The 24,045-nt window shown below is 41.2% G+C and carries 26 protein-coding genes; 12 read left to right on the top strand and 14 right to left on the bottom strand.

What is annotated here, in order from left to right:
- Positions 1-2: 2 nt before the first annotated feature.
- From ID165_RS25685 to ID165_RS25675, 3 genes are read right to left on the bottom strand one after another with little or no spacing between them, the layout of a single operon-like run.
- Entirely contained in the window at positions 3-623 is a 621-nt protein-coding gene (locus ID165_RS25685) for a thioredoxin family protein (RefSeq protein WP_192348230.1), read from the bottom strand.
- A gap of 31 nt (positions 624-654) precedes the next feature.
- Positions 655-1,065 (bottom strand): YkvA family protein, encoded by a 411-nt coding sequence (locus tag ID165_RS25680; RefSeq protein WP_192348229.1) that lies wholly within the window; start codon positions 1,063-1,065, stop codon positions 655-657.
- A 1-nt stretch (position 1,066) separates the two neighbouring features.
- Entirely contained in the window at positions 1,067-1,588 is a 522-nt protein-coding gene (locus ID165_RS25675; protein WP_192348228.1) for a hypothetical protein, read from the bottom strand.
- 109 nt (positions 1,589-1,697) lie between these two features.
- Between ID165_RS25675 and ID165_RS25670 the strand changes: the two genes are divergently transcribed.
- Together ID165_RS25670 and ID165_RS25665 are read left to right on the top strand one after the other, a co-directional pair.
- Positions 1,698-2,012, top strand: coding sequence for an iron-sulfur cluster assembly accessory protein (locus ID165_RS25670; RefSeq protein ID WP_192348227.1), 315 nt, complete (start codon positions 1,698-1,700; stop codon positions 2,010-2,012).
- Positions 2,013-2,183: 171 nt separating this feature from the next.
- Positions 2,184-2,678, top strand: a complete 495-nt coding sequence (locus ID165_RS25665) for a DUF6265 family protein (protein ID WP_192348226.1) — start codon at positions 2,184-2,186, stop codon at positions 2,676-2,678.
- A gap of 634 nt (positions 2,679-3,312) precedes the next feature.
- Here the strand turns inward: ID165_RS25665 and ID165_RS25660 are convergent.
- Positions 3,313-4,857 carry an aldehyde dehydrogenase family protein gene (locus tag ID165_RS25660; protein WP_192348225.1) on the bottom strand — a complete coding sequence of 515 codons (1,545 nt, stop codon included), beginning with the start codon at positions 4,855-4,857 and terminating at the stop codon, positions 3,313-3,315.
- A gap of 65 nt (positions 4,858-4,922) precedes the next feature.
- Positions 4,923-5,948, bottom strand: a complete 1,026-nt coding sequence (locus tag ID165_RS25655) for a DUF4421 domain-containing protein (RefSeq protein ID WP_192348224.1) — start codon at positions 5,946-5,948, stop codon at positions 4,923-4,925.
- A 332-nt stretch (positions 5,949-6,280) separates the two neighbouring features.
- Between ID165_RS25655 and ID165_RS25650 the strand changes: the two genes are divergently transcribed.
- Entirely contained in the window at positions 6,281-7,060 is a 780-nt protein-coding gene (locus ID165_RS25650; protein ID WP_225586897.1) for a glycosyltransferase family A protein, read from the top strand.
- Here ID165_RS25650 and ID165_RS25645 read toward each other — a convergent pair whose 3' ends face one another.
- Both ID165_RS25645 and ID165_RS25640 read right to left on the bottom strand, forming a co-directional pair.
- Complete coding sequence (locus tag ID165_RS25645; protein ID WP_192348223.1) at positions 7,061-7,771, bottom strand: glycosyltransferase family 2 protein; 711 nt, start codon at positions 7,769-7,771, stop codon at positions 7,061-7,063.
- A gap of 81 nt (positions 7,772-7,852) precedes the next feature.
- Positions 7,853-9,055, bottom strand: a complete 1,203-nt coding sequence (locus ID165_RS25640) for a pyridoxal phosphate-dependent aminotransferase (RefSeq protein WP_192348222.1) — start codon at positions 9,053-9,055, stop codon at positions 7,853-7,855.
- A gap of 133 nt (positions 9,056-9,188) precedes the next feature.
- On the opposite strand from ID165_RS25640, the gene ID165_RS25635 reads away from it, so the two are divergent.
- A complete protein-coding gene (locus ID165_RS25635; RefSeq protein WP_192348221.1) occupies positions 9,189-10,031 on the top strand; it encodes a hypothetical protein in 843 nt (280 codons plus the stop codon).
- A gap of 3 nt (positions 10,032-10,034) precedes the next feature.
- Here the strand turns inward: ID165_RS25635 and ID165_RS25630 are convergent, their stop codons facing one another.
- Together ID165_RS25630 and ID165_RS25625 are read right to left on the bottom strand one after the other, a co-directional pair.
- Positions 10,035-10,562 (bottom strand): YSC84-related protein, encoded by a 528-nt coding sequence (locus ID165_RS25630; protein ID WP_192348220.1) that lies wholly within the window; start codon positions 10,560-10,562, stop codon positions 10,035-10,037.
- Between the two features lie 32 nt (positions 10,563-10,594).
- The gene (locus ID165_RS25625) at positions 10,595-10,951 is read right to left on the bottom strand and encodes a YraN family protein (RefSeq protein ID WP_192348219.1); all 357 of its coding nucleotides are present in this window, start codon (positions 10,949-10,951) and stop codon (positions 10,595-10,597) included.
- A gap of 84 nt (positions 10,952-11,035) precedes the next feature.
- Between ID165_RS25625 and lipB the strand changes: the two genes are divergently transcribed.
- From lipB to ID165_RS25595, 6 genes are read left to right on the top strand one after another with little or no spacing between them, the layout of a single operon-like run.
- Positions 11,036-11,758 carry a lipoyl(octanoyl) transferase LipB gene (lipB, locus tag ID165_RS25620; RefSeq protein WP_192348218.1) on the top strand — a complete coding sequence of 241 codons (723 nt, stop codon included), beginning with the start codon at positions 11,036-11,038 and terminating at the stop codon, positions 11,756-11,758.
- The gene (locus ID165_RS25615; protein WP_192348217.1) at positions 11,758-12,159 is read left to right on the top strand and encodes a hypothetical protein; all 402 of its coding nucleotides are present in this window, start codon (positions 11,758-11,760) and stop codon (positions 12,157-12,159) included. Before lipB ends, ID165_RS25615 begins: the two co-directional genes overlap by 1 nt.
- Positions 12,160-12,168: 9 nt before the next feature.
- Positions 12,169-12,918 (top strand): 3'-5' exonuclease, encoded by a 750-nt coding sequence (locus ID165_RS25610; RefSeq protein ID WP_192348216.1) that lies wholly within the window; start codon positions 12,169-12,171, stop codon positions 12,916-12,918.
- Between the two features lie 53 nt (positions 12,919-12,971).
- Entirely contained in the window at positions 12,972-15,173 is a 2,202-nt protein-coding gene (rnr, locus tag ID165_RS25605; protein WP_192348215.1) for a ribonuclease R, read from the top strand.
- Entirely contained in the window at positions 15,136-16,137 is a 1,002-nt protein-coding gene (locus ID165_RS25600) for a polyprenyl synthetase family protein (protein ID WP_192348214.1), read from the top strand. The genes rnr and ID165_RS25600 overlap by 38 nt, the downstream gene beginning before the upstream one ends.
- On the top strand, positions 16,138-16,767 hold the full coding sequence (locus ID165_RS25595) for a rhomboid family intramembrane serine protease (RefSeq protein ID WP_192348213.1): 630 nt from the start codon (positions 16,138-16,140) through the stop codon (positions 16,765-16,767). It begins immediately after the preceding gene.
- A 29-nt stretch (positions 16,768-16,796) separates the two neighbouring features.
- Here ID165_RS25595 and ID165_RS25590 read toward each other — a convergent pair whose 3' ends face one another.
- The 3 genes from ID165_RS25590 to rplU all read right to left on the bottom strand — a co-directional run bounded on the left by ID165_RS25590 (position 16,797) and on the right by rplU (position 18,425).
- Positions 16,797-17,105, bottom strand: a complete 309-nt coding sequence (locus tag ID165_RS25590; RefSeq protein ID WP_192348212.1) for an HPF/RaiA family ribosome-associated protein — start codon at positions 17,103-17,105, stop codon at positions 16,797-16,799.
- Positions 17,106-17,818: 713 nt separating this feature from the next.
- Positions 17,819-18,079, bottom strand: a complete 261-nt coding sequence (gene rpmA / locus ID165_RS25585) for a 50S ribosomal protein L27 (protein WP_192348211.1) — start codon at positions 18,077-18,079, stop codon at positions 17,819-17,821.
- Positions 18,080-18,113: 34 nt separating this feature from the next.
- Entirely contained in the window at positions 18,114-18,425 is a 312-nt protein-coding gene (gene rplU, locus ID165_RS25580; RefSeq protein ID WP_057939980.1) for a 50S ribosomal protein L21, read from the bottom strand.
- A gap of 584 nt (positions 18,426-19,009) precedes the next feature.
- Between rplU and ID165_RS25575 the strand changes: the two genes are divergently transcribed.
- Positions 19,010-19,990 carry a ribonucleotide-diphosphate reductase subunit beta gene (locus ID165_RS25575; RefSeq protein ID WP_192348210.1) on the top strand — a complete coding sequence of 327 codons (981 nt, stop codon included), beginning with the start codon at positions 19,010-19,012 and terminating at the stop codon, positions 19,988-19,990.
- 40 nt (positions 19,991-20,030) lie between these two features.
- Positions 20,031-22,430 carry a ribonucleoside-diphosphate reductase subunit alpha gene (locus ID165_RS25570; protein ID WP_192348209.1) on the top strand — a complete coding sequence of 800 codons (2,400 nt, stop codon included), beginning with the start codon at positions 20,031-20,033 and terminating at the stop codon, positions 22,428-22,430.
- 103 nt (positions 22,431-22,533) lie between these two features.
- On the opposite strand, the gene ID165_RS25565 is transcribed toward ID165_RS25570, so the two are convergent.
- Together ID165_RS25565 and ID165_RS25560 are read right to left on the bottom strand one after the other, a co-directional pair.
- Positions 22,534-23,670: a DUF2062 domain-containing protein gene (locus ID165_RS25565; RefSeq protein ID WP_192348208.1), complete on the bottom strand. Its 1,137-nt coding sequence runs from the start codon at positions 23,668-23,670 to the stop codon at positions 22,534-22,536.
- Positions 23,670-24,044, bottom strand: coding sequence for a hypothetical protein (locus ID165_RS25560; protein ID WP_192348207.1), 375 nt, complete (start codon positions 24,042-24,044; stop codon positions 23,670-23,672). Before ID165_RS25560 ends, ID165_RS25565 begins: the two co-directional genes overlap by 1 nt.
- Position 24,045 lies beyond the last annotated feature (1 nt).

Here is a 24,045-nt window from a genome sequence, read left to right as displayed (position 1 = left end):
TATTAGATGGTAGAAGCTATCAATGGCAAAAGTTCGTTTGACAAAGATTGATTCTTATCTCTGGCGTACCAAAGATGAGTACCATCGGCAAATTCCTTGGGCGTAATATTTTGAGGATCGAGCTTATACGCCTTTAGGCGGTTTTGAAGAAATTCAGGTCTTGGTCCCCATACAAAAAGCTCTTTGCTAAGATCTCCATTCAACCCTATTAAAATCGGAATCGATCTCGCACCTTCCGTAAGATAGGCATCCATTAAGTCAGGATTTTCATCCCGAAGCACAAATTTCAACTTTATCAGGGGATTCAACTCGGCCAGTTTTGCGATGAATGGCAAACTTTGCGCAGCATCTCCACACCAAGCTTCGGTAATCACAAGCCAAGTTTGCGGAGAAGAAACAGAGGCAACCACTTTATCCAGTTTCTCCGAAACCTTAGCCGTTTTGTCCCAGCGATTCATCCGCTGGACATTCATTTTAGTATAATTAAGATAGCTCTCGGAGTGATTATTTCCTGTGGTTTTATCTTTTGCCAACAGTAGATTGATCATTTTTCGATACTCCGAATAATTTTTTCCCGAATCAATAAGTTCAGGGGTAATCAACGTAATTTCTTGGTCTAGCATTACTTGGGATTTTGGCAGTAAACAGCCTTATTTAAACTTGAGTTCTCTCCCAATCCAAAAAGTCGGCTATCTCATCTTGGATTTTGGCATATATAGCCAAAACTACGCTTAAGTCGTCCGCATAGCCAATGAGGCCTAAAAAGTCGGGAATGATGTCTATGGGCGAAACAAAATAAACCAATGCCAAAAGTATCAATCCCAACGTACTGTTGGCAAGCTTATGTGAACCGTTGAAATGGGCTTTGACCATTCTTATAAAAACAGAAACTGGCTCGATTAGCTTTTTCACCCGTGGATTGTCTCCGAATCGGGAAATCTTATTTCCCACGCCGGCTATCAGCTCACTGACCTTCTCCTTTTGCTTGCCAAGCATATCTACCTGTTTGCCAAACATGGATTTTGCTCTGTCTATGGTCTCGGATGCCTTGGATTGAATAGTCATACTAAAAGTAAATTTGAATCTCTGATTTCACTTGTTTCAACGCATATCCTATAGGATCGTTTATTCTATCCAGAGCTTGTGCGAAAATTGCCTTTGCCATATCCAAGCCAGTGGCTTCTTCATTGAGCATTTGTCGGCTTTGATTAATAATCGTAGTGACTTCCTCCACCGCTCGCTTTACCGCTTCCCAGGTTTCTTCCGAAAAGTACACCTGCTGGGAGAAATTATGGTTGAATTCCTCTCGAACTTCGGCAAGCAACAGCGAATGCAATTCACCTGAAGTCATTCCACTGGGATTAGATCTCCGCACCAGATTATTCGGAGTGATTCTTTCCAGAAATAAACAAATCCGCTCGGCCGCTTGCAATCGAATCGGAAGTATGGTTTGAGAATTTTGGGTTTTCAATTCTACAAGCATTTTTTCTCTTTCCTTTGAAAGAAAAGAAACAACTACGAGATACATGCCATAAAGCACGATACCTGCCGGTAAAAGAATTTTCAATAAATCAACTGTGTATTCCATTTTTGGGGATTAAACTCGAATTTGCACAAATTATCTCCGTTAGAAAACTTCGAGGAATGTAAATTTGAATTCAAGCGAACCAATTTCCTGCCAAAAACATTTCTCCCACATGATTATCCCCATCAAGATCACCGAAAAGGCCGAAGCTGAGATCAAAAATATCATGGCCAATAAAAATATTCCTGCTGATTATCACCTGCGTGTAGGAGTGAAAGGTGGTGGGTGTGGCGGAATGTCCTATGCTTTGGGTTTTGACAAACCAAAAGACGAAGATCAGCAATTCGAGATTTTAGGCATTCCAGTGTTAATAGAGAAAAGACACTTCATGTTTCTGATGGGAATGGAAATTGATTTCTTTGAAGGAGATGAGGCCCGTGGATTTACATTCATCAATCCAGAAATCCCAAAGCGTCACGATCTGTAAATTCGCCAGATGTACAGTTCAACCAAAAAGGTCACAGAGGTTTTCGCAGAGGACACAACTTTATACAGTTGTCCAGCTTCTCCATAAGCTGGATCTAATTAGTTCGTGGATTTGTATCCCAAAACTAATTCACAGATTTTTTCTAAATTCCAGAGGTCTAAACAGGTTACTATGAAAAAGTCGTTTCTTTCGTTAATTCTGCTCTTCATCAGCTTCATCGCTTTTCCTCAGGTCAAACAACTCGAAAAGGATCAGGAACCGGGAAAAGGCAAGGTTTCTGATTTGGATTGGCTGGTAGGTTTTTGGACAGGGGAAGGATTCGGAGGCGAATGCGAGGAAGTCTGGATGCCTGTCGTGGATGAAAATATGATAGGAACCTTCCGCTTTTGGAGTGAAGGGAAACTTATATTTTCCGAATTCATGAATATAGTCCAAGAGGGAGAAACTTTTTCCCTGAAGCTAAAACACTTTAATCCAGACCTTTCCCCTTGGGAAGAAAAGGAAGAATGGACAACATTCAGATTAATCGAGACTGATGAGAATACCGTCTATTTTCACGGCTTGACCATGAAACGGGAAGGAGGTGAAATCAAACTGTGGCTAGCCCTCACTGAAGATGGAGTAAGGACAATAGAGGAATTGAATTACGTAAAGAAGGATTTTTAGGCAGAGATATCTGATTACGATTTTTGCATTGGTTCCTGGCTTTCCAGCTGTAGGAACAACCACCCGAACCTACTCTGAAAACCAACGATAACCCGATATAAGGATTCTTCCGCCCTTACCTTTAGCCATTCATAAGATTAATATGTTCTCTATGAAAGCATAGTCCCCACATCTAAATAGGGCTTGCTGAAAAAGTCTCAGGCATTCCAGATTCAAGGCGGCCGAGTGAAGATGTATGCTTATACCTCGAATGAGGCCAACATAGAAGATGGTATGCGTGAGGCTAGCTTGAACCCAAAATATGCATTAGCAATTCTATTACAGCCATTAATTGTTTCAAAATCAGTCATTATATTGCTGTTTTCAACTTCACCATAGCGGTGCTATACCTCAGTTTCCTAAAAACCTGATTTTCTTGCAATTAATGCCTTTCCCGACTTATCGGGAAAGGCATTAACGAAACCTAATGCATAATTCGGGTTGAAAATCTCGATTTTGAGATTTTCTGATGCATGGATAAAGACCTATTGTCGTCCATAAGTTTGCATCTGCTGAAAAAACCGTTCGCAAGAAAAGCGGGTTAATCAGTCAAAATGATGGCTTTTGATATATTACCGGCGTTTTACAGCACGCTCTAAATATCAAACTTAATCCCTTGCGCCAATGGCAAAGTGGATGAATAATTAATCGTGTTGGTCTGCCTTCTCATATAAGCCTTCCAGGCATCTGAACCTGACTCCCTTCCGCCCCCTGTTTCTTTCTCACCCCCGAATGCTCCTCCTATTTCCGCTCCGGAAGTCCCTATATTCACATTCGCTATTCCGCAGTCAGATCCGGCCACCGAAAGAAACACTTCAGCTTCTCTCATATTGGTAGTCATGATTGCGGATGAAAGCCCCTGAGGCACGCTGTTTTGCATCGCTATAGCTTCTTCAATTGTCTTGTACTTCATCAGGTAAAGGACTGGGGCAAAAGTCTCGTGCTGAACTATATCAAAGCTATTCTCCGCTTCAAATATCGCAGGCTTCACGTAGCAACCGGATTCAAACCCTTCTCCGGAAAGCACCGCACCTTCTACCACGGTCTTACCTCCTTCTTCTTTTACTTTCTTGATAGCCTCTTCATACATTTTTACGGCATCCAAATCAATCAAAGGTCCCACATGGTTCTTTTCATTCAGCGGATTTCCGATAGCTAATTTATCATAAGCAGAGGCTAAGCGGGATTTTACTTCTTCATATACATTTTCATGAATGATCAATCGCCTCGTACTGGTACATCGCTGTCCTGCTGTTCCCACTGCTCCAAACAATGCTCCACGGATCGCCATATCCATATCAGCATTTTCTGTTATGATGATAGCATTATTTCCTCCCAGCTCCAACAAGGATCTACCCAGCCTTCGACCAACTGACTCTCCTACGAGTTTTCCCATTCGGGTAGAACCCGTAGCTGATATCAGAGGAATTCTGGAGTCATTTGACATTAGCTCTCCTATTTTATAATCCCCTACCAAAAGCGATGAAATCCCCTCTGGCATACCTTGTTTTTCAAATACTGTTGCCGCAATTTTCTGGCATGCGATAGCCGAAAGCGGAGCCTTTTCCGAAGGTTTCCACACACAGACATCTCCACAAACCCAGGCGAGAGCCGCATTCCATGACCATACAGCTACAGGAAAATTAAACGCAGAGATAATCCCCACTATCCCTATAGCATGCCACTGCTCATACATTCGGTGACCAGGCCGCTCAGAGTGCATGGTCAAGCCATACAGCTGCCGGGAAAGCCCTACAGCAAAATCGCAGATGTCAATCATCTCCTGAACCTCTCCAAGTCCTTCTTGATAAGATTTACCCATTTCGAAAGAGACCAGCTTTCCCAAGTGCTCCTTAGCTTCTCTGAGTGCATTGCCAATTTCCCTCACCACTTCCCCGCGCAGCGGAGCCGGTACAGTGCGCCAATGCAAAAATGCTTCTTCTGCCTGATCTATAACTTGCTCAAAGGTCTCCGCAGTTGCCATTTGGACTTTAGCGATCACCTTACCATCCACGGGAGAAAAAGAAGCAAGCAAAGATTCTCCGGAATCTATCCAACTTGAGCCTGTGGATACTCCTAAATTATCTGATTGGATGCCTAGTCTCCTTAATGATTCCTGAATGCCGAAATGATCTGCCATTGTAGTTGGGTTTTTATTCCTTCAAATCTAATTTTTTCATTTGCCTAGCCAAAATATAGAACTGATTAATCTTTAATAACAATCCTAATAGGATTTACTTTATTGAACCCTTTTTTAAACCTTTTGCCGGGCAACACCTTATAGATAAAATTTATTCTGAAATTGCCCGTATTCACTGCCACGTTATAAGGCCCACCGTCTATCAAATTGAGGTTTTTATAGACATAACTGGTATTGATAGAAATACGGGAACCATTATATCCCAAAAAACCCCTCAGATGGTAGGTAGGAACCACACCCCATTTTTTAAACTCTTCCCCGCTAGTCCATTTAGAGTATCCTCCACTTAAATTAACTGAAGCCACCCCTGTCACAAAAAAACCTTTACCAAAAACCAAAGTCCCTGCCATTCCTGCATTTGGGCCTGCCAAAAAATACCCCGCTCTCTCAAAATTAACAGGATCAGTAGCCGGAGAATCCGGTAATAAAAGTGAGTCTCCTTTCATAAATCCTCCATACCCCTCAAACCCAACAAATGGGGAATAGGCTGACTTCTTCTGGATAGAAGACTGATTGTGGGAAGCTGCAATAGAAAGCTTATCCCCAAAAAAAAGATAGTTCATATTCAGTCCTAACGAAACTTGGCGTAAATCTTCCCGCAGATAGTCTTCGTCTGAATTTTTTCGATTTTCTGATTTTATTTTGTACCCGTTATAAAATTGCCCGAAAAAATCCACAATGATTTTAGGTGCATAGATATGGGACTGCAAATCCAAATTTCCCCGCCAATCTTCTATCTTATCCGGGTAAAGAAGCTTTACCGGAAAGGAGACATTTACAGTCAATCGCTGATAATTGAACCCAAGCCCCATTTTCAACCCTGTATTTGGGACCAGGGTATATTTCTCATTTCCATCAAGAGATCTCGTTGTTAGCCTTGTGTATTTTTGGGAGAAAAATAGCCTTGAAGCAAATAGTTCATGGGTAGTCTCCACATAGCTGGAGTCATACTGAAAGTTTGGATTCTGTCCAAAGGAGTACTGGCTGATAATTAATATCAATAAGATAAGGTAAGCCCTTGGCTGTGTCATTGGTGGTAAGGTGATTTAGGCCTAAGTTCACTAAAAATTACTCAAAAAAAAATATAGCCTTTATTCTGATTTTTTTATACAAAAAAATGAATCTGAAAAAATTAGGCATCCCAATATCCGCACTCAGGAAAGACAATTATTTCTAAAAAGAAATTTAATCTCCAGTTAAAAGCCATAAATTAACCGCAATAAAACAAGCTATTATTTGAATTTTTACACCTATCCCAAACAATCCCTTACCCTTTATTGGATTCCTGCAACATTCTTTATATTAGAAAACTCACACTCTATTAAATAACTTGCGACGAAGTTCATACATCCAAAAAAAGTCATTGAAACCCCTCATTTCCATAATCATTCCTTGCTACAATCAGGCAAATTATCTTAGCGAAACGGTTGAATCTGCTCTGCAAACTAATTATCCAGAGCTTGAAATTATCATCATAAACGATGGATCTACTGATAGCAGCCAGGAAATTGCCGAAGAATTAACAGAGAAACACAGGAATATCTATTTGTTAAATCAGCTAAACTCAGGTGTCACTATAGCCAGAAATACAGGTATAGAATTCTGCAATGGCAAATACATACTCCCCCTTGATGCAGACGACCTGATCTATCCTTCCTATATACCTGATGCAATAGAAATCTTAGAAAATAGACCCGAAGTAAAAGTAGTTTATTGTAAAGCTGTGAAGTTTGATGAGAAATCAGAACAAAACTGGGATTTAAAGCCTTTCAGTTTAAAGAGTTTGGCAAGGGACAATATGATTTTTGTGAGTGGGATTTTCAGAAAAGCCGATTGCTTGGCTGTCGGTGGATTTGACGATAAGATGACTATGGGACGAGCAGATTGGGAGTTCTGGATCAATTTGCTTAAAAATGGCGGGGAAGTAGTTCAACTCCCTTACGTGGGCTTCAAATACCGGCTGACAAAATCAGGAAGTATGCGGAAAAGAACCGGATCGAGTGAGCTAAAAAGAAAACGTATAGCTTTTCTAAACGCCAAACATAAGGACTTTTTCGAACGGGAACTAAACGGTCCATTGCGGTTTCAACGAACCTGGTCCAAGCCTTACAATACCTTGATGAAATTCCTTGGTAAATTCTGATCAGATTTTATCCATCCCTTTCCAAAATTTCAGGAAATAATATTTTAGCGGATTGCTATATTTGAGTTGCTTCCATGGTCTGCTTGCATGAGGTCTGTGCCAGACAGGAGCATTCATCAGCACATGATTTTTAAAGCCGAGTTCGACTGACTTCTTGGAGATAAAAGTATCGTACCAATCTTTGGCTTCATCCAATCCCATAAAGTCATAGGCTTCTAAAAATGCAGTAGAAAAAAGTGTGCAGCAAAAACTCAAACTCCTTGATGTATCAATCACTGGCTCTTTCACTCCTTTGAATTTCAGGTAAGGGAAATTCACCATGCCATTTTCATCTACAGTCACCGAACCGACTAAGCCGGATTTTATGGTGTTTTTTTGAAATTCCAGCAAGTCCTTAATAGTTTCCGGCTTTACAACCACATCGGATTCAATAACCAAAAGTGGCAGTCTCTCCTCCTTTGCCTTCTTCTGAGCCATTTGTAGCACGAGCTTGTAATTAGGCGAAGGATGATCCGTATGCTGTTCCAGATGAACAAGCCCGTAGCCGATTTCAGTTTGGCTTTGCTCAAGTCCTGCCTTGGTTTCTTCAGTACTGAAGTCGTTAAATATTATATGATTCACCCTTACTGACGAAGCGGATATTGCTCTAGCTGTATCTAAGGTGGTCTCAAGGGAATTTTTAACAGGTGTGATTACGATTACTTCAGCCATAGGGTAATTTTTTCCAAAAATAAGCCTTTCCGGTTAGGCAAAAAATAACCCCGGCATTTGCCGGGGTCAAGTATTGATTTATTAAGCTAGTTCACCGAGAGCTTTTTTCATTCTGCCTAGTGCATCCACCAGTTCTTCATCAGAAGCGGCATAAGAAAGCCTGATACAATCCGGTGCTCCAAAAGCAGCTCCGGTCACTAGAGACACGTGAGCTTCAGCCAATAGGTACAGACAAAGGTCATCCGCATCTTTGACAGCATGGCCTTTAGCACCTTTACCAAAGAAAGCTGTAACGTCTGGAAAGAAGTAAAATGCCCCTTCAGGCACGTGGGTTTTGATTCCGGGAATATCACGAAGCAAGTCAAGCACCAACCCTCTTCTCCTCAGGTAAGCATTTGCCATTTCGGTAGTTGGGGTTTGATCTCCGGAAATACCTGCCAAAGCAGCTCTTTGGGCAATACCCGTTCCTCCTGAAGTAAACTGGCCTTGGATTTTCTCTACAGCTTTAGCCATCCATACCGGTGCACAGATATAACCAACTCTCCAGCCAGTCATCGCATATCCTTTAGAAAAACCGTTTACCGTGATTGTTCTTTCAAACATTCCCGGAAAAGAAGCAATGCTGTAATTTCTTCCAGCAAAATTGATTTTCTCATAGATCTCATCAGCGATCACCATGATGTTTTCATGCTTTTTCACCACATCAGCAATTGCTTCCAGCTCTTCTTTGCTGAATACTGATCCTGTAGGATTACAAGGAGATGAATAAATAACTCCTTTTGTTTTTGAGGTGATGGCAGCTTCCAATTGAGCCGCGGTAGCTTTGAAATTATTCTCCAAGGTGCCTTCGATCAATACAGGAACCCCACCGGCCAATTTAATGATCTCAGCATAGCTCACCCAGTAAGGAGAGAAGATCACTACCTCATCCCCTTCATTGATCATGCACATGAATACATTGGCGATGGAATGCTTAGCACCTGTAGAAACCACGATGTTTTCAGCTTTAGCTTCAGAGATTTCATTTTCCTCACGAAGCTTTTTGGCGATAGCTTCTCTCAGATCCTGATAACCCGCAACTGGAGGGTATGAAAAGTACTTTCCTTCGTCGATTGCATCTTTTGCAGCCTCTTGGATATGCTTGGGAGTCTTGAAGTCAGGCTCGCCCAAACTAAGGCTGATGATGTCAATTCCTTGAGATTTCAGCTCTCTTGCTTTTTTTGCCATGGCAAGAGTGGCTGATTCCTCCATATTGATTATCCGGTCTGATAAAATAGAATTCATTGTTTGAAAGATTTTTTTACAAATTCCACAAAAATAGAGAGAAGATTATAAAATCTAAACAATCGGCTGCTTTTGATCTCGAAATGTTATTTTTGGATAAAATACACCGAAGTATATTGCGTTTTTCTTATCGATGAATAGATATTATATCAGTTTTATATTCCTCTTATTTCTTCCTAGGGTTTCTTTTGCCCAACAAGAACCCAAATCGGATCCTGATTCCAGCGGTGTGGTCAATTCCAGACTACTTCCTACCACTATGCCTTTGCTGCTTTTTGATGACTCAAAGGAAAAGGAAGAAAAAAAAGAGAAGAAAAAGAAAGCGCGAAAAAATGAATGGTTTGGGATCAAAACCCGAAAGGGCTACACCCGACAGCAAATTCGAGACCAACAGATCTTTGAGTATTTCAATTATACTGACGCTACGCACAAGCCAGACCCATATATCCGTGACATCTATTGGTTTGATTCTCAAAATAGAAACATCAAAACAAAGGACTATGAGACAGGAAAAGGCTACTTACTTCATGGCCCCTATGAACGGGTGATCAACGATGTAGTGGTAGAGAGCGGTATGTTTTACTATGGCACCAAGCATAAGACATGGATGCTCTTTGATTCGAAAAATGTACTTCAGGATAAAAATCACTTTGAAGCAGGCTGGCCTAAAGAATCACGCACCCGATACTTCAATCAATCTACCAAGACAATCCAAGAGATCATCCCTGTACAGTATGGGCTGGAGGAAGGAAACTACTTTTACTTCTATGAAGACAAACAGGTGGCTGTGACCGGTGAATATCAGTATGGAGAAAAAGTAGGCCTTTGGACAGAGTATTGGGACACAAACAACACCAAAGCCATCCGAAAAAGAGAAATCCAATATCAAGAAACAGCTTATACAAAAAATTTCCGCCCTTACATCCGTGCTGAATGGGATAAGGACGGAAATCTGGTCTATCGAAGAGACAATTAATTCTTAGTTTTCTCTGAACTTAAACTGTTGGCCGCCTACTGAAGCTTCATACATCAATCCGCCTTTGGTGCGTGTAAATACAGCTACTCCCTCCACATACTTTGCATTCAATGAAGCCCCGGAAGCGGCAGCTACAGCTGATACCTGAGCGGACATTTCCACCTTGCTGTTCTTGAAGCGATCAAATGCTTCTTTGTTTTCAAAGAACACAACCTCAGAATAAGCCTGTCCACCAGCCTGAAAACCAATAGTGACCTGAGTCATTCTAGCGTAGCCTACTTTGCCCCCTCCTTGGTAAGCCACTCCGTTACCTGAGGCTCCACCTATTCCCAGTCCACCTTTGCCCACGTTCGGTAAGATAATGTAGCCATATGAAGAGTCGAAAAAACTCTCCATACTTGGATCGTCTTTCAGAAACGCCGCTTTGGCCTCTTCACTGTCTTCTACTATTCTTTGATCTTTCTTCGTGTCTTGCGCAAAAGCGACAATTGCCAATAAGGCAAAAAAGAAAGTTACTGTTACTTTTTTCATGTTTTTTCTAAAATTAAAACGTGGGTGATTGTTTAGTAAAATGCATCCTCAAAATGCTTGAAATTAATATTTCCAGTTCGATCCTTATAAACGCCAATGATATCAAAGCGGATATCATTATGCCAGTCTTTTTCAAAAATGTAATGATCCGCAGCTTTGATAAGAAGTTTTCGTTTGGTAGAATCCACAAACTCTTCTGCAAAACCAAAGCCGGTACCGGATCTAAACTTAACTTCAACAAAAATTAACAATCCCCGGTGTTTCAGAATTAAATCAATCTCGGCATGCCTATGTCGATAGTTTGTTTCGACAAGTTCATACCCTTTTCCTATTAAAAAATCAGCAGCCAGCTTCTCTGCAAGTTTTCCGGAATCATTGTGTTCTGCCATCTTGGATATTTGTTTAATTTTGAAAAATCAATGAACGAACCCGTTGGAAGTTCAGTTGAAAAGTAAATCTTTCGGGACTATCCGATGAATGAAATTATCAATAAAAAAGTAGAATTCCGAGATCTCGGACAGCTTGATTATCAACAGGCTTGGGATTATCAGGAAGAATTATTTGCAGCTACGGTCGCTTTGAAAATCAAAAACCGCACTTTAACAGCAGAAGACCAGTCTCCAAGTGACAACTTCATTCTCTTCGTAGAGCATCCTCATGTATATACTCTGGGCAAAAGTGGCAGGGAAGAAAATTTACTTTTGGATGAAAACGGACTGAAAACCCACCACGCTCAATACTATAAAATTAATCGCGGTGGCGATATAACATATCATGGTCCTGGACAGCTTGTTGGCTATCCGATCTTGGATCTTGACAATTTCTTCACGGACATTCACAAGTACCTCAGATTTCTTGAAGAAGCAATCATTCTGACTTTAGCCGATTATGGTATTGAAGCAGGAAGGATTGATGGTCTTACAGGTGTATGGATTGATCATATAAAGCAAACCAATCCCAGAAAAATCTGTGCAATGGGCGTGAAATCCAGCCGATGGGTGACCATGCACGGATTTGCTTTCAACGTCAATACGGATATCAACTATTTCCGACATATCGTCCCTTGCGGCATAGATGACAAAGGTGTCACTTCCCTAAATCTCGAACTTGGTAGAGCTGTGGATATGCAAGAAGTCAAAGTGAACGTAAAACGGCATTTGATTGAATTATTTGAAATGGAGAGCATAGAAGCATAATGAAGAAGGACATAGAATTCCAACCGGTGACCGGAGTAAAACTCGCTATTGCGAAGCATGAAACTGCCACGGGGACAGCGTGGTCGGTATATATTATCAACTTGAATTTGATCGAGTTGAAAAATGTGATGATCACTTCCAAAGGATACGGGGAAATAAACGGAGAGGTAAAAAAAACATCTACCCTCCGCCACATGATCGATGAACTGGCAGAGCAGTCTGTAGCCAAAGTCGAACCGATTGATCCTTCAGTTTTTGCCTTAACCAATGAGTTTTGGGTGAGTTATTATATAATGGATCAGATTTTTGATAAAAAGTTTATCTTTACTTCAGGCAGTTTTGATTCGGGATTTATCAAAATGATCCCAGAGCTAGGCCTTGAAGGAGTTCTACACGCATAAAGAAAGCTTATGGCAGACTTTTTTGATCAACTGAACGACATCCTGTTTCTGGATATTGAGACGGCTTCATTGACTGAGAAATATGAAGAACTGCCCGAGCGGATTCAAGAAGAATGGATAAAGAAAGAACGATTGATCCAAAGTCCTGAAAACAATCAGAAACCCGGTTCATTATATTTTGACCGGGCTGGAATTCATGCCGAGTTTGGTCAGGTAGTCTGTGTGGGAGTAGGTTACTTTCAGTGGAAAAAGAAAGACAAAAAACTGACCTTCAGATCGAAATGTTATGCGAATGAAGATGAACGGGAACTTCTTTTGGAATTCAAGGGGTTGTTAGAGAAGAAAAAATGGATTCTTTGCGCCCATAATGGTAAAGAATTTGATTTTCCTTACCTCTGTCGTAGAATGCTCATTCAGGGAGTCGCTTTGCCGGAGCCTTTACAGATCTCAGGGAAAAAACCTTGGGAAGTCCGCCATCTCGACACGATGGAGCTTTGGAAGTTTGGAGACTACAAACATTACACCCGCTTGGAGCTTTTAGCTTCAGTTTTTGGAATTCCATCTTCAAAAGATGATCTTGACGGAAGTCAGGTCAATACTACTTTTCATGTGGAAAAAGACGTGGAAAAAATCAAAAAATATTGCCTGAGAGATGTGGAAGTCACAGCTCGGGTATATATGGCTATGCATCCGCAGTCGGATGACTTAGAAATTGAAATTATCCATTCAGAAGAAACAAAAAAAGATCACAAAGATTAATGGGCGCAGGGACATAAATCTTTTTACCTTAACATTAATCAACAACCCAAATCATGGGAAGAAAATCAGACAGAAAACAAACAAGCAAAACTAGAGGAGGAAAACAAACAGACGCTGCCAGCCTGGCCCGTCGTATCCTCCAATTTTTGGATGCACACTACGGCGAAGAATTCAACTCCAAACAAATTATCAAGAAACTCGAAATTCGGGATGCGCTTACCAAAGGAGGTGTAGAACCTGTGCTTAGCAAACTGGTAGAAGCCGGTTCAGTATCCCGTAATCCAAGGAATTATTATTCATCAACCCAAGATCCTGAGTTCATAGAAGGCATCGTAGATTTTGTAAATCCACGGTTTGCGTTCATCGTTCCCCTAGACCCAGAAAAAGTTGATGGGGATATCATGATAAAAGAAGCAGATCTCAAGCAAGCGCTTGATGGAGATAAAGTCCGCGTAATGGTCTATCCGCTCAAAGGTAAAACCGGACGTGTAGAAGGGAAAGTATTAGAAGTAGTGGAACGAAACCGCGATGAATTCGTGGGTCGTGTAGAAATATCACCACGCTTTGCATTTGTAGTACCTGACTTTAAGAAAATGCACAAGGACATCTTCGTGCACCGTGGCGGACTCAATGGCGCAGTGCATGGGGAAAAAGTAGTAGTCAAACTTACCGAATGGAGAGAGGGAGACAAAAACCCAACAGGAGAAGTGACCCGTGTATTGGGTAAAGCCGGAGAACATGAAGTAGAGATTCACTCTATCATGGCGGAATTCGGTTTACCATTTGAGTACCCGGAAGAGCCGGAGAAAGAAGCAGAAGCTATTTCGGAAAAGATCACTGCAAAGGAGATCAAAAAGAGAAAGGATTTCAGAGATGTATTGACATTCACCATTGATCCGGCAGATGCAAAAGATTTTGACGATGCCATTTCCTATAGGAAATTAGAAAATGGCAATCACGAAATCGGAGTACATATCGCTGATGTTACTCACTACGTACAGCCAAAAACCGCTTTAGAAAAAGAGGCTTACAACCGAGCCACCTCCGTTTATTTGGTAGATCGCACGATCCCTATGCTCCCGGAGCGCTTGAGTAACGGGCTTTGCTCACTTCGCCCACATGAAGACAAACTGACTTTTGCCTGCGTTTTCGAAGTGGATGATGAGGCTAATGTAAAGAAACACTGGATCGGTAGAACCGTAATCCACTCTGACAGAAGATACGCCTACGAAGAAGCACAGGAAAACATAGACAATCAATCAGGGGATTTCTATGAAGAACTGACATTGCTAAATGTGATGGCAAAAAAAATCCGCCAACGAAGATTCAAGCATGGCGCGGTTAACTTTGAAACTGTAGAAGTGAAATTCAAGCTAGACGAAAAAGGCACACCGCTTGGCTTGATGATCAAGGAGCGAAAAGATATTCATAAGCTCATCGAAGAGTTTATGCTTTTGGCGAACAAATACGTGGCGGAGTTTATTTTCAATAAGAACAAAGGAAAAGATACCTTTGTGTATCGTACACACGACTCGCCGGATATGGATCGCTTAGATACATTCTCCGGATTTGCAAAACGGTTTGGTCATCCTTTTGACATAGAAAATGAGAAAAATATTTCCACTGCACTGAATAAGTTAATGGAAGACATACAGGGTAAACCTGAGCAGAATGTGCTTGAGCAGCTTGCAATTCGCAGCATGGCAAAAGCCAAATACACCACCGAGCCAAAGGGGCACTTTGGACTTGCTTTTGCCCATTACGCTCACTTCACCTCCCCTATCCGCCGCTATCCCGACATGATGGTTCACAGATTACTGGAGCTTTATCTTGATGGAGGAAAATCTCCTGACGCAGAAGACTGGGAACAAAAATGTGTTCACTCCTCGGAGCGTGAAAAACGTGCTGCGGATGCGGAAAGAGCTTCGATCAAGTACAAGCAAGTGGAATTCATGTCTCTTGCAGAAGACAAAGATTATGAGGGTATTGTAGCAGGGGTCACAGAATGGGGAGTCTTTGTGGAGATTACAGAAACTAAGTGTGAAGGCATGATCCGTGTCCAAGATATGGATGACGACTACTACGACTTCGACCAAAAAAACATGCGCTTAGTGGGTTCGAAGACAAAAAAAATGATCACTTTGGGCGACAAAGTGAAGGTCCGGGTAGTTAATACCGACATTGACCGTAGAACAATTGATTTGGAATTTGCAGATAATGACAGAAAAAAGCCACGCACACGCGCTGTTAGGTAAGCTGGAAGATTACATCCGGAATGAGTTTCCGGTAGATGCGGGAATAGGAAAGTCGCCACGAGAACTTTATGAACCCATTACTTATATATTAGGTCTGGACGGAAAGAGAATCCGTCCATTGCTTAGTTTATTAGCCTATGGAATCTATAAGCCTAATCCCGAGTCAATCCTAAGCCAGGCAGCAGCTATCGAAGTTTTTCACAACTTCACGCTGATGCATGACGATATTATGGACAATGCTCCCCTACGCCGGGGGAAAAAGGCTGTCCACATGAAGTGGAATAACAATGTCGCTATACTTTCTGGAGACGTAATGCTGGTAAAAGCGTATGATTTGCTCTTACCCACTGCGTCAGACAAACTGGGAGAAGTCATTCGATTGTTCAACAAAACAGCATCGGAGGTCTGTGAAGGGCAACAGTTCGACATGAATTTTGAATCTTTGGAGTCTGTACACGAAGAAGAGTACCTGAACATGATCCGTTTGAAGACAGCAGTACTCCTGGGATTTTCCTTACAACTTGGTGCTTTATTAGCCGGAGCGGAGAAGAGTGATGCGCAGAAATTGTATGATTTCGGCGTGAATATCGGAGTGGGTTTTCAGTTGAAGGATGACTTGCTCGATGTATTTGCAGATCAGGAAAAATTCGGAAAACAGGTTGGTGGGGATATCATTTCCAACAAAAAGACCTTTCTACTGATAAAAGCGATGGAACTGGCGAAGGGTGAGGATGCCGAAGCATTAAACTATTGGCTATCGCTGACTGAATTTGACAAAGAAGAAAAAGTAAAGGCTGTTCACAAGATTTACGAAAAACTGGGGATTAAGGCATTTACAGAAGCCAAAATGAATTCCTATTTCGAAGCAGGATTTGCACAATACGAAGCGATCCATTACAAAAATAAAGACTATTTCCACGAACTCAAGAAAATAACTCAGGACTTAATACACAGAGAAAAATAAATGAACTTATCAATAACAGTTGTCCTGATTATCATTACTTCCATTAGCAGTTTTTACGGGATCAATAATGCAGCGTTTATGGACCGTTGCATGTTTATTCCTTTTAAAATCAAGCGGAATGCCCAGTGGGATCGTTTTGTCACCTCAGGCTTTATTCACAAAGACTATATCCATCTACTTTTCAACATGTTCACTTTCTACTTCTTTGGAGGTGCGGTAGAGCAAGTTCTAGCCTATAAATTTGGCGCAATGATAGGCGGCACGGTATATGTCCTATTCTATCTTCTGGCAATTGTCATTGCCGACATACCAACATATCTCAAAAATAAGGATAACAGTTACTACAGAGCATTGGGGGCTTCAGGCGGAACTGCAGCAACGGTGTTTGCCAGTATCATTATCCTACCACTTTCAAATATCTGCCTATTTGGGATTCTTTGCTTACCGGGATTTGTATTAGGTATTCTATTTCTGATTTATTCTGCGGTGAAAGCCCGAACAGACTCAGACGGAATAAATCATGATGCCCATTTTTACGGGGCCTTATTCGGCATTGCCGTTATCCTAGTTATTTTTCCACAAAGTGGGGTAGATTTTATTCAAGAAATCAAGAACTACCGTCCCTTTTGACGGTAGTTCTTTTTTAACTTTCACTTATATTATTTCAATTTTTGGAGCTGCCTGATATTTTTATCCGTAACGGATTTCAGCATCCCTATCCAATTATCCCCATCCTCGTCTGCGTATACATCCGGACCTGGAATCGCCACACGCATTCCCAATTTAGAGACCGCGGCTCCTCCTTGCCCCTCTTTATTGATATATAGGTTCACTTCATTGATATCATTGGCAAATCGTGTAAGCTTGTCTATGCACGATCTTAATTCTGCCTGAACTGTTTCGTCCACTTCCATATGGGGTGCCTGAACATCAATTTTGATTCCTCTGTAGTTTTCCGTGTAATTCATAATAGCAAAATTTAGTTTGTATTTATAGCATGGCTTCCTGTTTGTAGGAAAATAGCATACCATCCTTATTTAGATGGAGAAATAAATTACAACCTAAAAACCATGAAAATTTTTGATCGCAAAAAGTTCGTGGATCTTTCGAAAAAATCCGCTCATCCCTATATTTCTATAACGGGTATAACGGGGCATACTGCCTGATAGATGAAGCTGCAACCACAGTCATCCAATCCAATGGAAACGTCTATATGACTGATCCTGAAGAAATGCCGGGGTAGGCCCGGATCGCAGGAATATTACGCTATCCACTTACAACACAAGCTTGATTGTAAAAAGTTTTTCATCAATGCGGATAAGTGTAGGCTTGAGAAATACGAAGTGAACAAGTTTGAAGATGATTTTATGATAAGCGCCCTTGCAGCAATGATACCTATTCCCAAATAAAAAGAAATACGATAGAGTCAGGGTGACCATACTTAAAAAAACATGGGTACGGCAGGGATTATGCACTTACTAGAATTGTGTCTGGTTCTTACCTGGAAAAATCCCTCCATGGCAGTCGTCCGGACAGGCTTTTGCCCTCCGGGAGGACGGGTATTGCCTAATAAGCATTAATTCAAAGCACATACGTGCAGTTAAGAGGATACACATATAAAATAAAAAAAGAGAGGTATCTTCCGAACCTCTCTTTTTTTAAGTTTTACTGAAAACTTATATTAAGCTTCAGCAGGTAATACACTTACGTATGATTTACCGTCATATTTCTTTTTGAAGGTAACCACACCGTTGGAGGTAGCAAACAAGGTATGATCTTTACCAAGTCCTACATTCAGACCCGGATGATGCTTAGTGCCTCTTTGTCTTACAATAATATTTCCGGCGATTACTGCTTCGCCACCAAATTTCTTCACACCCAATCTCTTGGAATGTGAATCTCTACCGTTTTTGGAACTACCGACGCCTTTCTTATGTGCCATGGTTTTATTCTTTTATGTTTTCAGAAGAGAAAACTTAGATTGAAATACTTTCTATCAATACTTTGGTGAAGTCTTGTCTGTGACCGTTCTTCTTCTTGTAGCCCTTACGGCGCTTCTTCTTGAAGACGATGACTTTATCACCTTTTACATGATCCAGGACCTTCCCGGATACCTTCGCTCCTGCCAAAAGGGGAGCGCCTACAGACACAGATCCATCAGCTTCTGCCAATAGTACCTGGTCGAATTCCACGGAAGCGCCAGTTTCTAAGTCTAGCTTTGGAGCATAGACGAACTGATCTTGTGTTACTTTGAACTGCTTACCTGCGATGTTTACAATTGCGTACATAATTCTTGATTCTTTTGAAATCGGAGTGCAAATATAAGGAAGTTATACAAAACAAAAAAACAGGCTTCTGAAATATTATTTGGGATTAAAAGTAAACCTTTGCAAATCGTCTTTTGGAGGACAAATCGCCTTAATTAAATCCCCTTAAAAAGACAATTTTATTCAGAAATGATTTAAAATCTTTCAGCAGATTTTCATTCAACACATTGACCGTCAAAATCTTGAAAAGCAAAATTATTTATACCAAATACTTGACTATAGTTCAATTCCTGTCTTGAATTTTGGTTGAAAATCTTTTTTGAAATTATTTCAAAATATTTCAAACCCCTAGAAATAGCCCATTCAATTAATTTAAAGCTATACTGAAGTAGATTTAACCCACTGAATAATTGACCAATATACAGTTATTGAACATAGGTCAATACATACATTAAACTATTCCTTCACAGGTTTTATTTCCCGATTTTGATTTACATATTTGTTCAAAGGCTGTTTTAAAAAGGCAGACTTTCCTATCCCCCGGCTCTCAAAATCATCTATTTAAATAAGAGCAAATTCATTACGATTAAAACAACTAAGTAGCAATGCAGAACGAACCAATATTAGAAGAGAACAAGAACCGCTTTGTTTTATTCCCCATACAGCACAATGACATTTGGCAGTATTATAAGAAAGCCGAGGCAAGCTTTTGGACTGCTGAAGAAATTGATTTAGGCCAAGATATGGTGGATTGGAAAGCATTAAATGACGGAGAGCGCCATTTTATATCCCACGTTCTGGCATTTTTTGCAGCCAGTGACGGAATAGTAAATGAAAACTTGGCTGAGCACTTCGTCTCTGAAGTTCAATATACAGAAGCTAAATTCTTCTATGGCTTTCAGATCGCCATGGAAAACATCCACTCAGAAACGTACAGCCTCCTTATCGATACTTACATCAAAGATGCTGTAGAGCGTGACAAGCTACTACACGCCATAGAGCACATTGACTGTGTAAAGAAAAAGGCAGACTGGGCACTTAGGTGGATTGACAACGGTAACTTCCAAGAGCGTCTCATCGCTTTTGCCGCGGTAGAAGGAATCTTTTTCTCAGGTTCGTTTTGCTCTATTTTCTGGCTCAAGAAAAGGGGCTTGATGCCGGGACTTACCTTCTCCAATGAATTAATCTCCCGTGATGAAGGTTTACACTGTGACTTTGCTTGCCATCTGTATACAAAGCACCTGAACAATCAACTGCCGAAAGAAACGGTCCGGGAAATCATTCGGGATGCTGTAGAGATTGAAAAAGAATTTGTAACCGATGCATTGCCTGTACGGCTCATCGGAATGAACGCTGAACTAATGTGTCAGTACATTGAATTCGTAGCAGATAGACTGCTTGACGAATTAGAATGTGAAAAAATATGGAACAGCACAAACCCTTTTGATTTTATGGATATGATCTCACTTCAGGGGAAAACCAATTTTTTCGAGAAAAGAGTTGGGGACTACCAAAAAGCGGGAGTCATGAAATCTAACGAGGGCTCTGATGATTCACCAAGATTCTCCATTGGTGAGGACTTCTAATTAACCCAATCTATTCCATCAACCTAAAAATCCCAAAGAAATGCTAGTATTAAAAAGAGACGGAAGGCGAGAATCAGTACGATTCGACAAAATCACAACCAGAATTGAAAACCTCTGCTATGAGTTAGACCAAAAATTCATTCAGCCAATTGATGTTGCCAAAAAGGTGATTGATGGCTTATATGATGGTGTTTCCACTACAGAACTGGATAACTTGGCCGCAGAAGTCTGCGCCTCTCTGACGGTGAAGCATCCGGATTACGCAATATTGGCTGCGAGAATCGCTATCTCCAATCTTCACAAGACTACTAGTCAGTCTTTTTCAAACACCATGAAAAGACTATATACTCACGTAAATCCAAAGACCGACGAAAATGCAGCTTTGCTGGATCCGGAAGTCTATGGCATCATCAAAAACAACGCAGCCAAACTAGATGCGGCAATTGATTACAAAAGGGATTTTGGATATGATTATTTCGGATTCAAGACTTTGGAGAGAAGTTACTTGATCCGGTTGAATGGAAAAGTAGTAGAACGTCCCCAGCATATGCTGATGAGAGTGGCTGTTGGGATCCACAAGGAGGACATGGAATCAGTGATTGAAACGTACAATCTTCTTTCCGAAAAGTGGTTTACGCATGCTACTCCTACACTCTTCAATGCCGGCACGCCAAAACCCCAGCTTTCCTCCTGCTTCTTGCTTACCATGAAGGATGATAGTATTGACGGAATCTACGATACCTTGAAACAATGCGCCAAGATCTCCCAGTCTGCCGGGGGCATAGGTCTTTCTATTCACCATGTAAGAGCCAAAGGTTCCTATATCAAAGGTACAAACGGGGTGTCCAATGGGATCGTACCGATGCTTAGAAACTTTGACATGACAGCCCGCTACGTCGATCAGGGTGGAGGAAAAAGAAAAGGAAGCTTTGCGATCTATCTTGAGCCTTGGCACGCAGACATCAAAGATTTCTTGGAACTTAAAAGAAATCACGGAAAAGAAGAGATGAGGGCGAGAGATTTGTTCTATGCACTCTGGATTCCGGATTTATTCATGAAGCGTGTGGAGCAAAATTTGGAATGGTCACTATTCTGTCCGCATGAGGCTCCGGGGCTTTCTGAGTGTCATGGAGAAGAATTCGAAAGACTCTATGAAAAGTACGAAAGAGAAGGCAAAGCACGTGAGACTATCAAAGCACAAGAACTTTGGTTTGAAGTACTGGAATCCCAAATTGAGACAGGTACACCATACATGCTTTACAAAGATGCAGCAAACGGTAAATCAAACCAGAAGAACCTTGGAACCATCAAATCATCCAATCTGTGTACCGAGATTATAGAATACACAGCACCTGATGAAGTAGCGGTTTGTAACTTGGCTTCTATCGCACTTCCAAAATTTGTAACCCAAGGGCCGGATGGAAAACTGTTCTTTGATCATCAAAAACTATATGAAATCACTAAAGTAGCCACCAAAAACCTGAACAAGGTGATTGACGTAAACTACTATCCTGTGGAAGAGGCGAAAAGATCAAATTTCCGCCACCGTCCGATCGGTCTCGGAATCCAGGGACTGGCGGATGCATTTATTCTGCTACGTATGCCTTTTGATTCTCCGGAAGCCAAAGGCCTAAATGAAGACATCTTCGAAACAATGTACTTTGCAGCCGTAGAGACTTCCATGGAACTTGCCAAAGTTCAAGGCACCTACGAAACCTACGAAGGTTCTCCGGCATCCAAAGGAGAGTTACAGTTTGATCTTTGGGGTGTGACACCAAAGTCCGGAAGATGGGACTGGACCGGGGTAAAAGAAAAGATCAAGAAATACGGAATGAGAAACTCGCTGTTGATGGCTCCCATGCCTACTGCTTCTACTTCTCAGATTCTGGGCAATAATGAGTGCTTTGAACCTTACACTTCCAATATCTACACCAGAAGAACACTGTCGGGTGAGTTCATTATTGTGAATAAGCACTTGATGAAGGACTTGATTGCGCTTGGTCTCTGGGATGACACCATGAGAAACAGATTGATCTCAACCAACGGTTCTGTACAGAATGTGCCTGGAATACCTCAGCATATCAAAGACATTTACAAAACCGTGTGGGAGATTTCACAGAAAATCATCATTGATATGTCCGCTGACAGAGGCGCATACATCTGTCAGTCTCAAAGTATGAATGTCTTCATGCAAGATCCAAACTTCGGTAAATTGACTTCCATGCATTTCTACGCTTGGAAAAAAGGGTTGAAGACAGGTATGTATTACTTGAGATCTCAAGCAGCCACAGCAGCTATTAAATTCACGTTGGATAAAACAGGATTTGAACCTAAAGTTGAAAAAGCCCAGCAAGAAATAGTAGAGGTAAAATCCCAAAAACAAGATGCCATTGCATGTTCTCTCGACGATCCTGAAGGATGTGAAATGTGTGGAAGTTAAGTCTTCAAAGTTCAATAAGCACCAAAAAGCACTTGATCTCTCAAGTGTTTTTTGGTTTTATGTTATCAAAAGCATAGATCCAACGATCCGCCCGCCATACAGTTCACTTTCCCCTGATTTTCATCAAAAGATACGCAACCCCAAATCCCAGAACACCCAAGACAAAAGATAAAATCACAGCCCCGACCAAATACTGATAAAGCTGAAGATAAATTGTCTCTAAGGTTATTTCAGAAAAATCAGGAATCAGCACTTTCTCTTTTACAAAGAAGCTTCCAAAAAAGTAGCTCGACAATATAATCACAGGAATCAAAGGAGGCAGACTAATATTCGAAAAAGTAAGGACAATGACCCGATTGAGTTTCAGCAGGCTTGCTACAAAAAATGCCACAATCATCTGAAATCCCCAAATCGGAAACACTCCAAAAAACAATCCCAACCCCACCGAACCTGCCATATGGATAGGGTCGTCTTGATGTCTCTGAAACTCTCTCCTAATCTGTTTAAATATATTACTGTCCCCTTTTGTGAACAATAGACGCTTGGGTGCATAATAAACCAAGGCCAATGCAAACAGCACCGTATTCAACACGGAAATTCTACTGAAATCGGTAAACGGGCGAAAATGGCTGACCCTATCTTCTGGGTAACTGACATGGATAGGCACTTCCTTGATTGGAATCCCATCCCATGCCAGTCGGACAATTGCCTCTATCTCAAACTCAAACTTCTTGGTAAACCATCTCTTATCCATAACCGCAGCTAATGGATAAGCCCTAAACCCAGTCTGCGTATCAGAAAGCTTAATTCCTGTATCCACCCAAAACCAAAAATTACTGAAGTTATTGCCGAAACTGCTTTTCTTAGGAATACCTGCTTGGGTCATATTGCGAGAGCCCATCAGAACAGTTTCCCTTTCCAAGAACTGAATCTGATCCAGAAGATCTTGGATATTTTCAGGCTCATGCTGGCCGTCCGAGTCCAAGGTAATGGCATAATCAAACCCCAGTCCGAAAGCATGTTCAAATCCTTTTCTCAGTGCATATCCCTTACCCTGATTAATTTCATAGCTAATGAAATCCAATTCAGGAAAAGCCTGCAGAATTGATTCTGTACTATCTGTAGAGCCATCATTTACCACCAATAAGTCAGGACAAATTGACAAGACTCCGGATATTACTTCACTGAGCGTGGCTTCATTGTTATAAGTAGGGATGATGATGCAAACTTTCTTTTCCATCAAACCTGCGTGTAAACACCTTTCATTTTAAAGAAAACCGTATCTTCAGAAAATAGGTTTGCTTCTATTTTCAGCCCATCTTCTACTTCTGAGTGCTTTATTCCCAAATGCACAACTGCATTTTTAGATGGATTCAGAATTGACAGAAATTTGATGCTTAGCGCTGTCCTAAGATGAAATTCTTTCCCAAAGAGTCTTTGTAGTGACGACCTGACCGCCTCCACCATAATCACCCCAGGCAAAATTGGGTTTCCGGGAAAATGTCCCTTGAAAACAGGACTATCCTCCAGAACCTGTACTTCCATCACTGACTCAGCATCATTTTGGGATAGTATTGCGATATCAAGAAGTTGATCTAAAGCTACCTGTTGCATT

The organism is Algoriphagus sp. Y33 (genome assembly GCF_014838715.1).
Classification (GTDB): Bacteria; Bacteroidota; Bacteroidia; order Cytophagales; family Cyclobacteriaceae; genus Algoriphagus.
The sequence above is the reverse complement of the archived record's forward strand: the minus strand, read 5'-3'. Positions and strand labels throughout refer to the sequence as shown.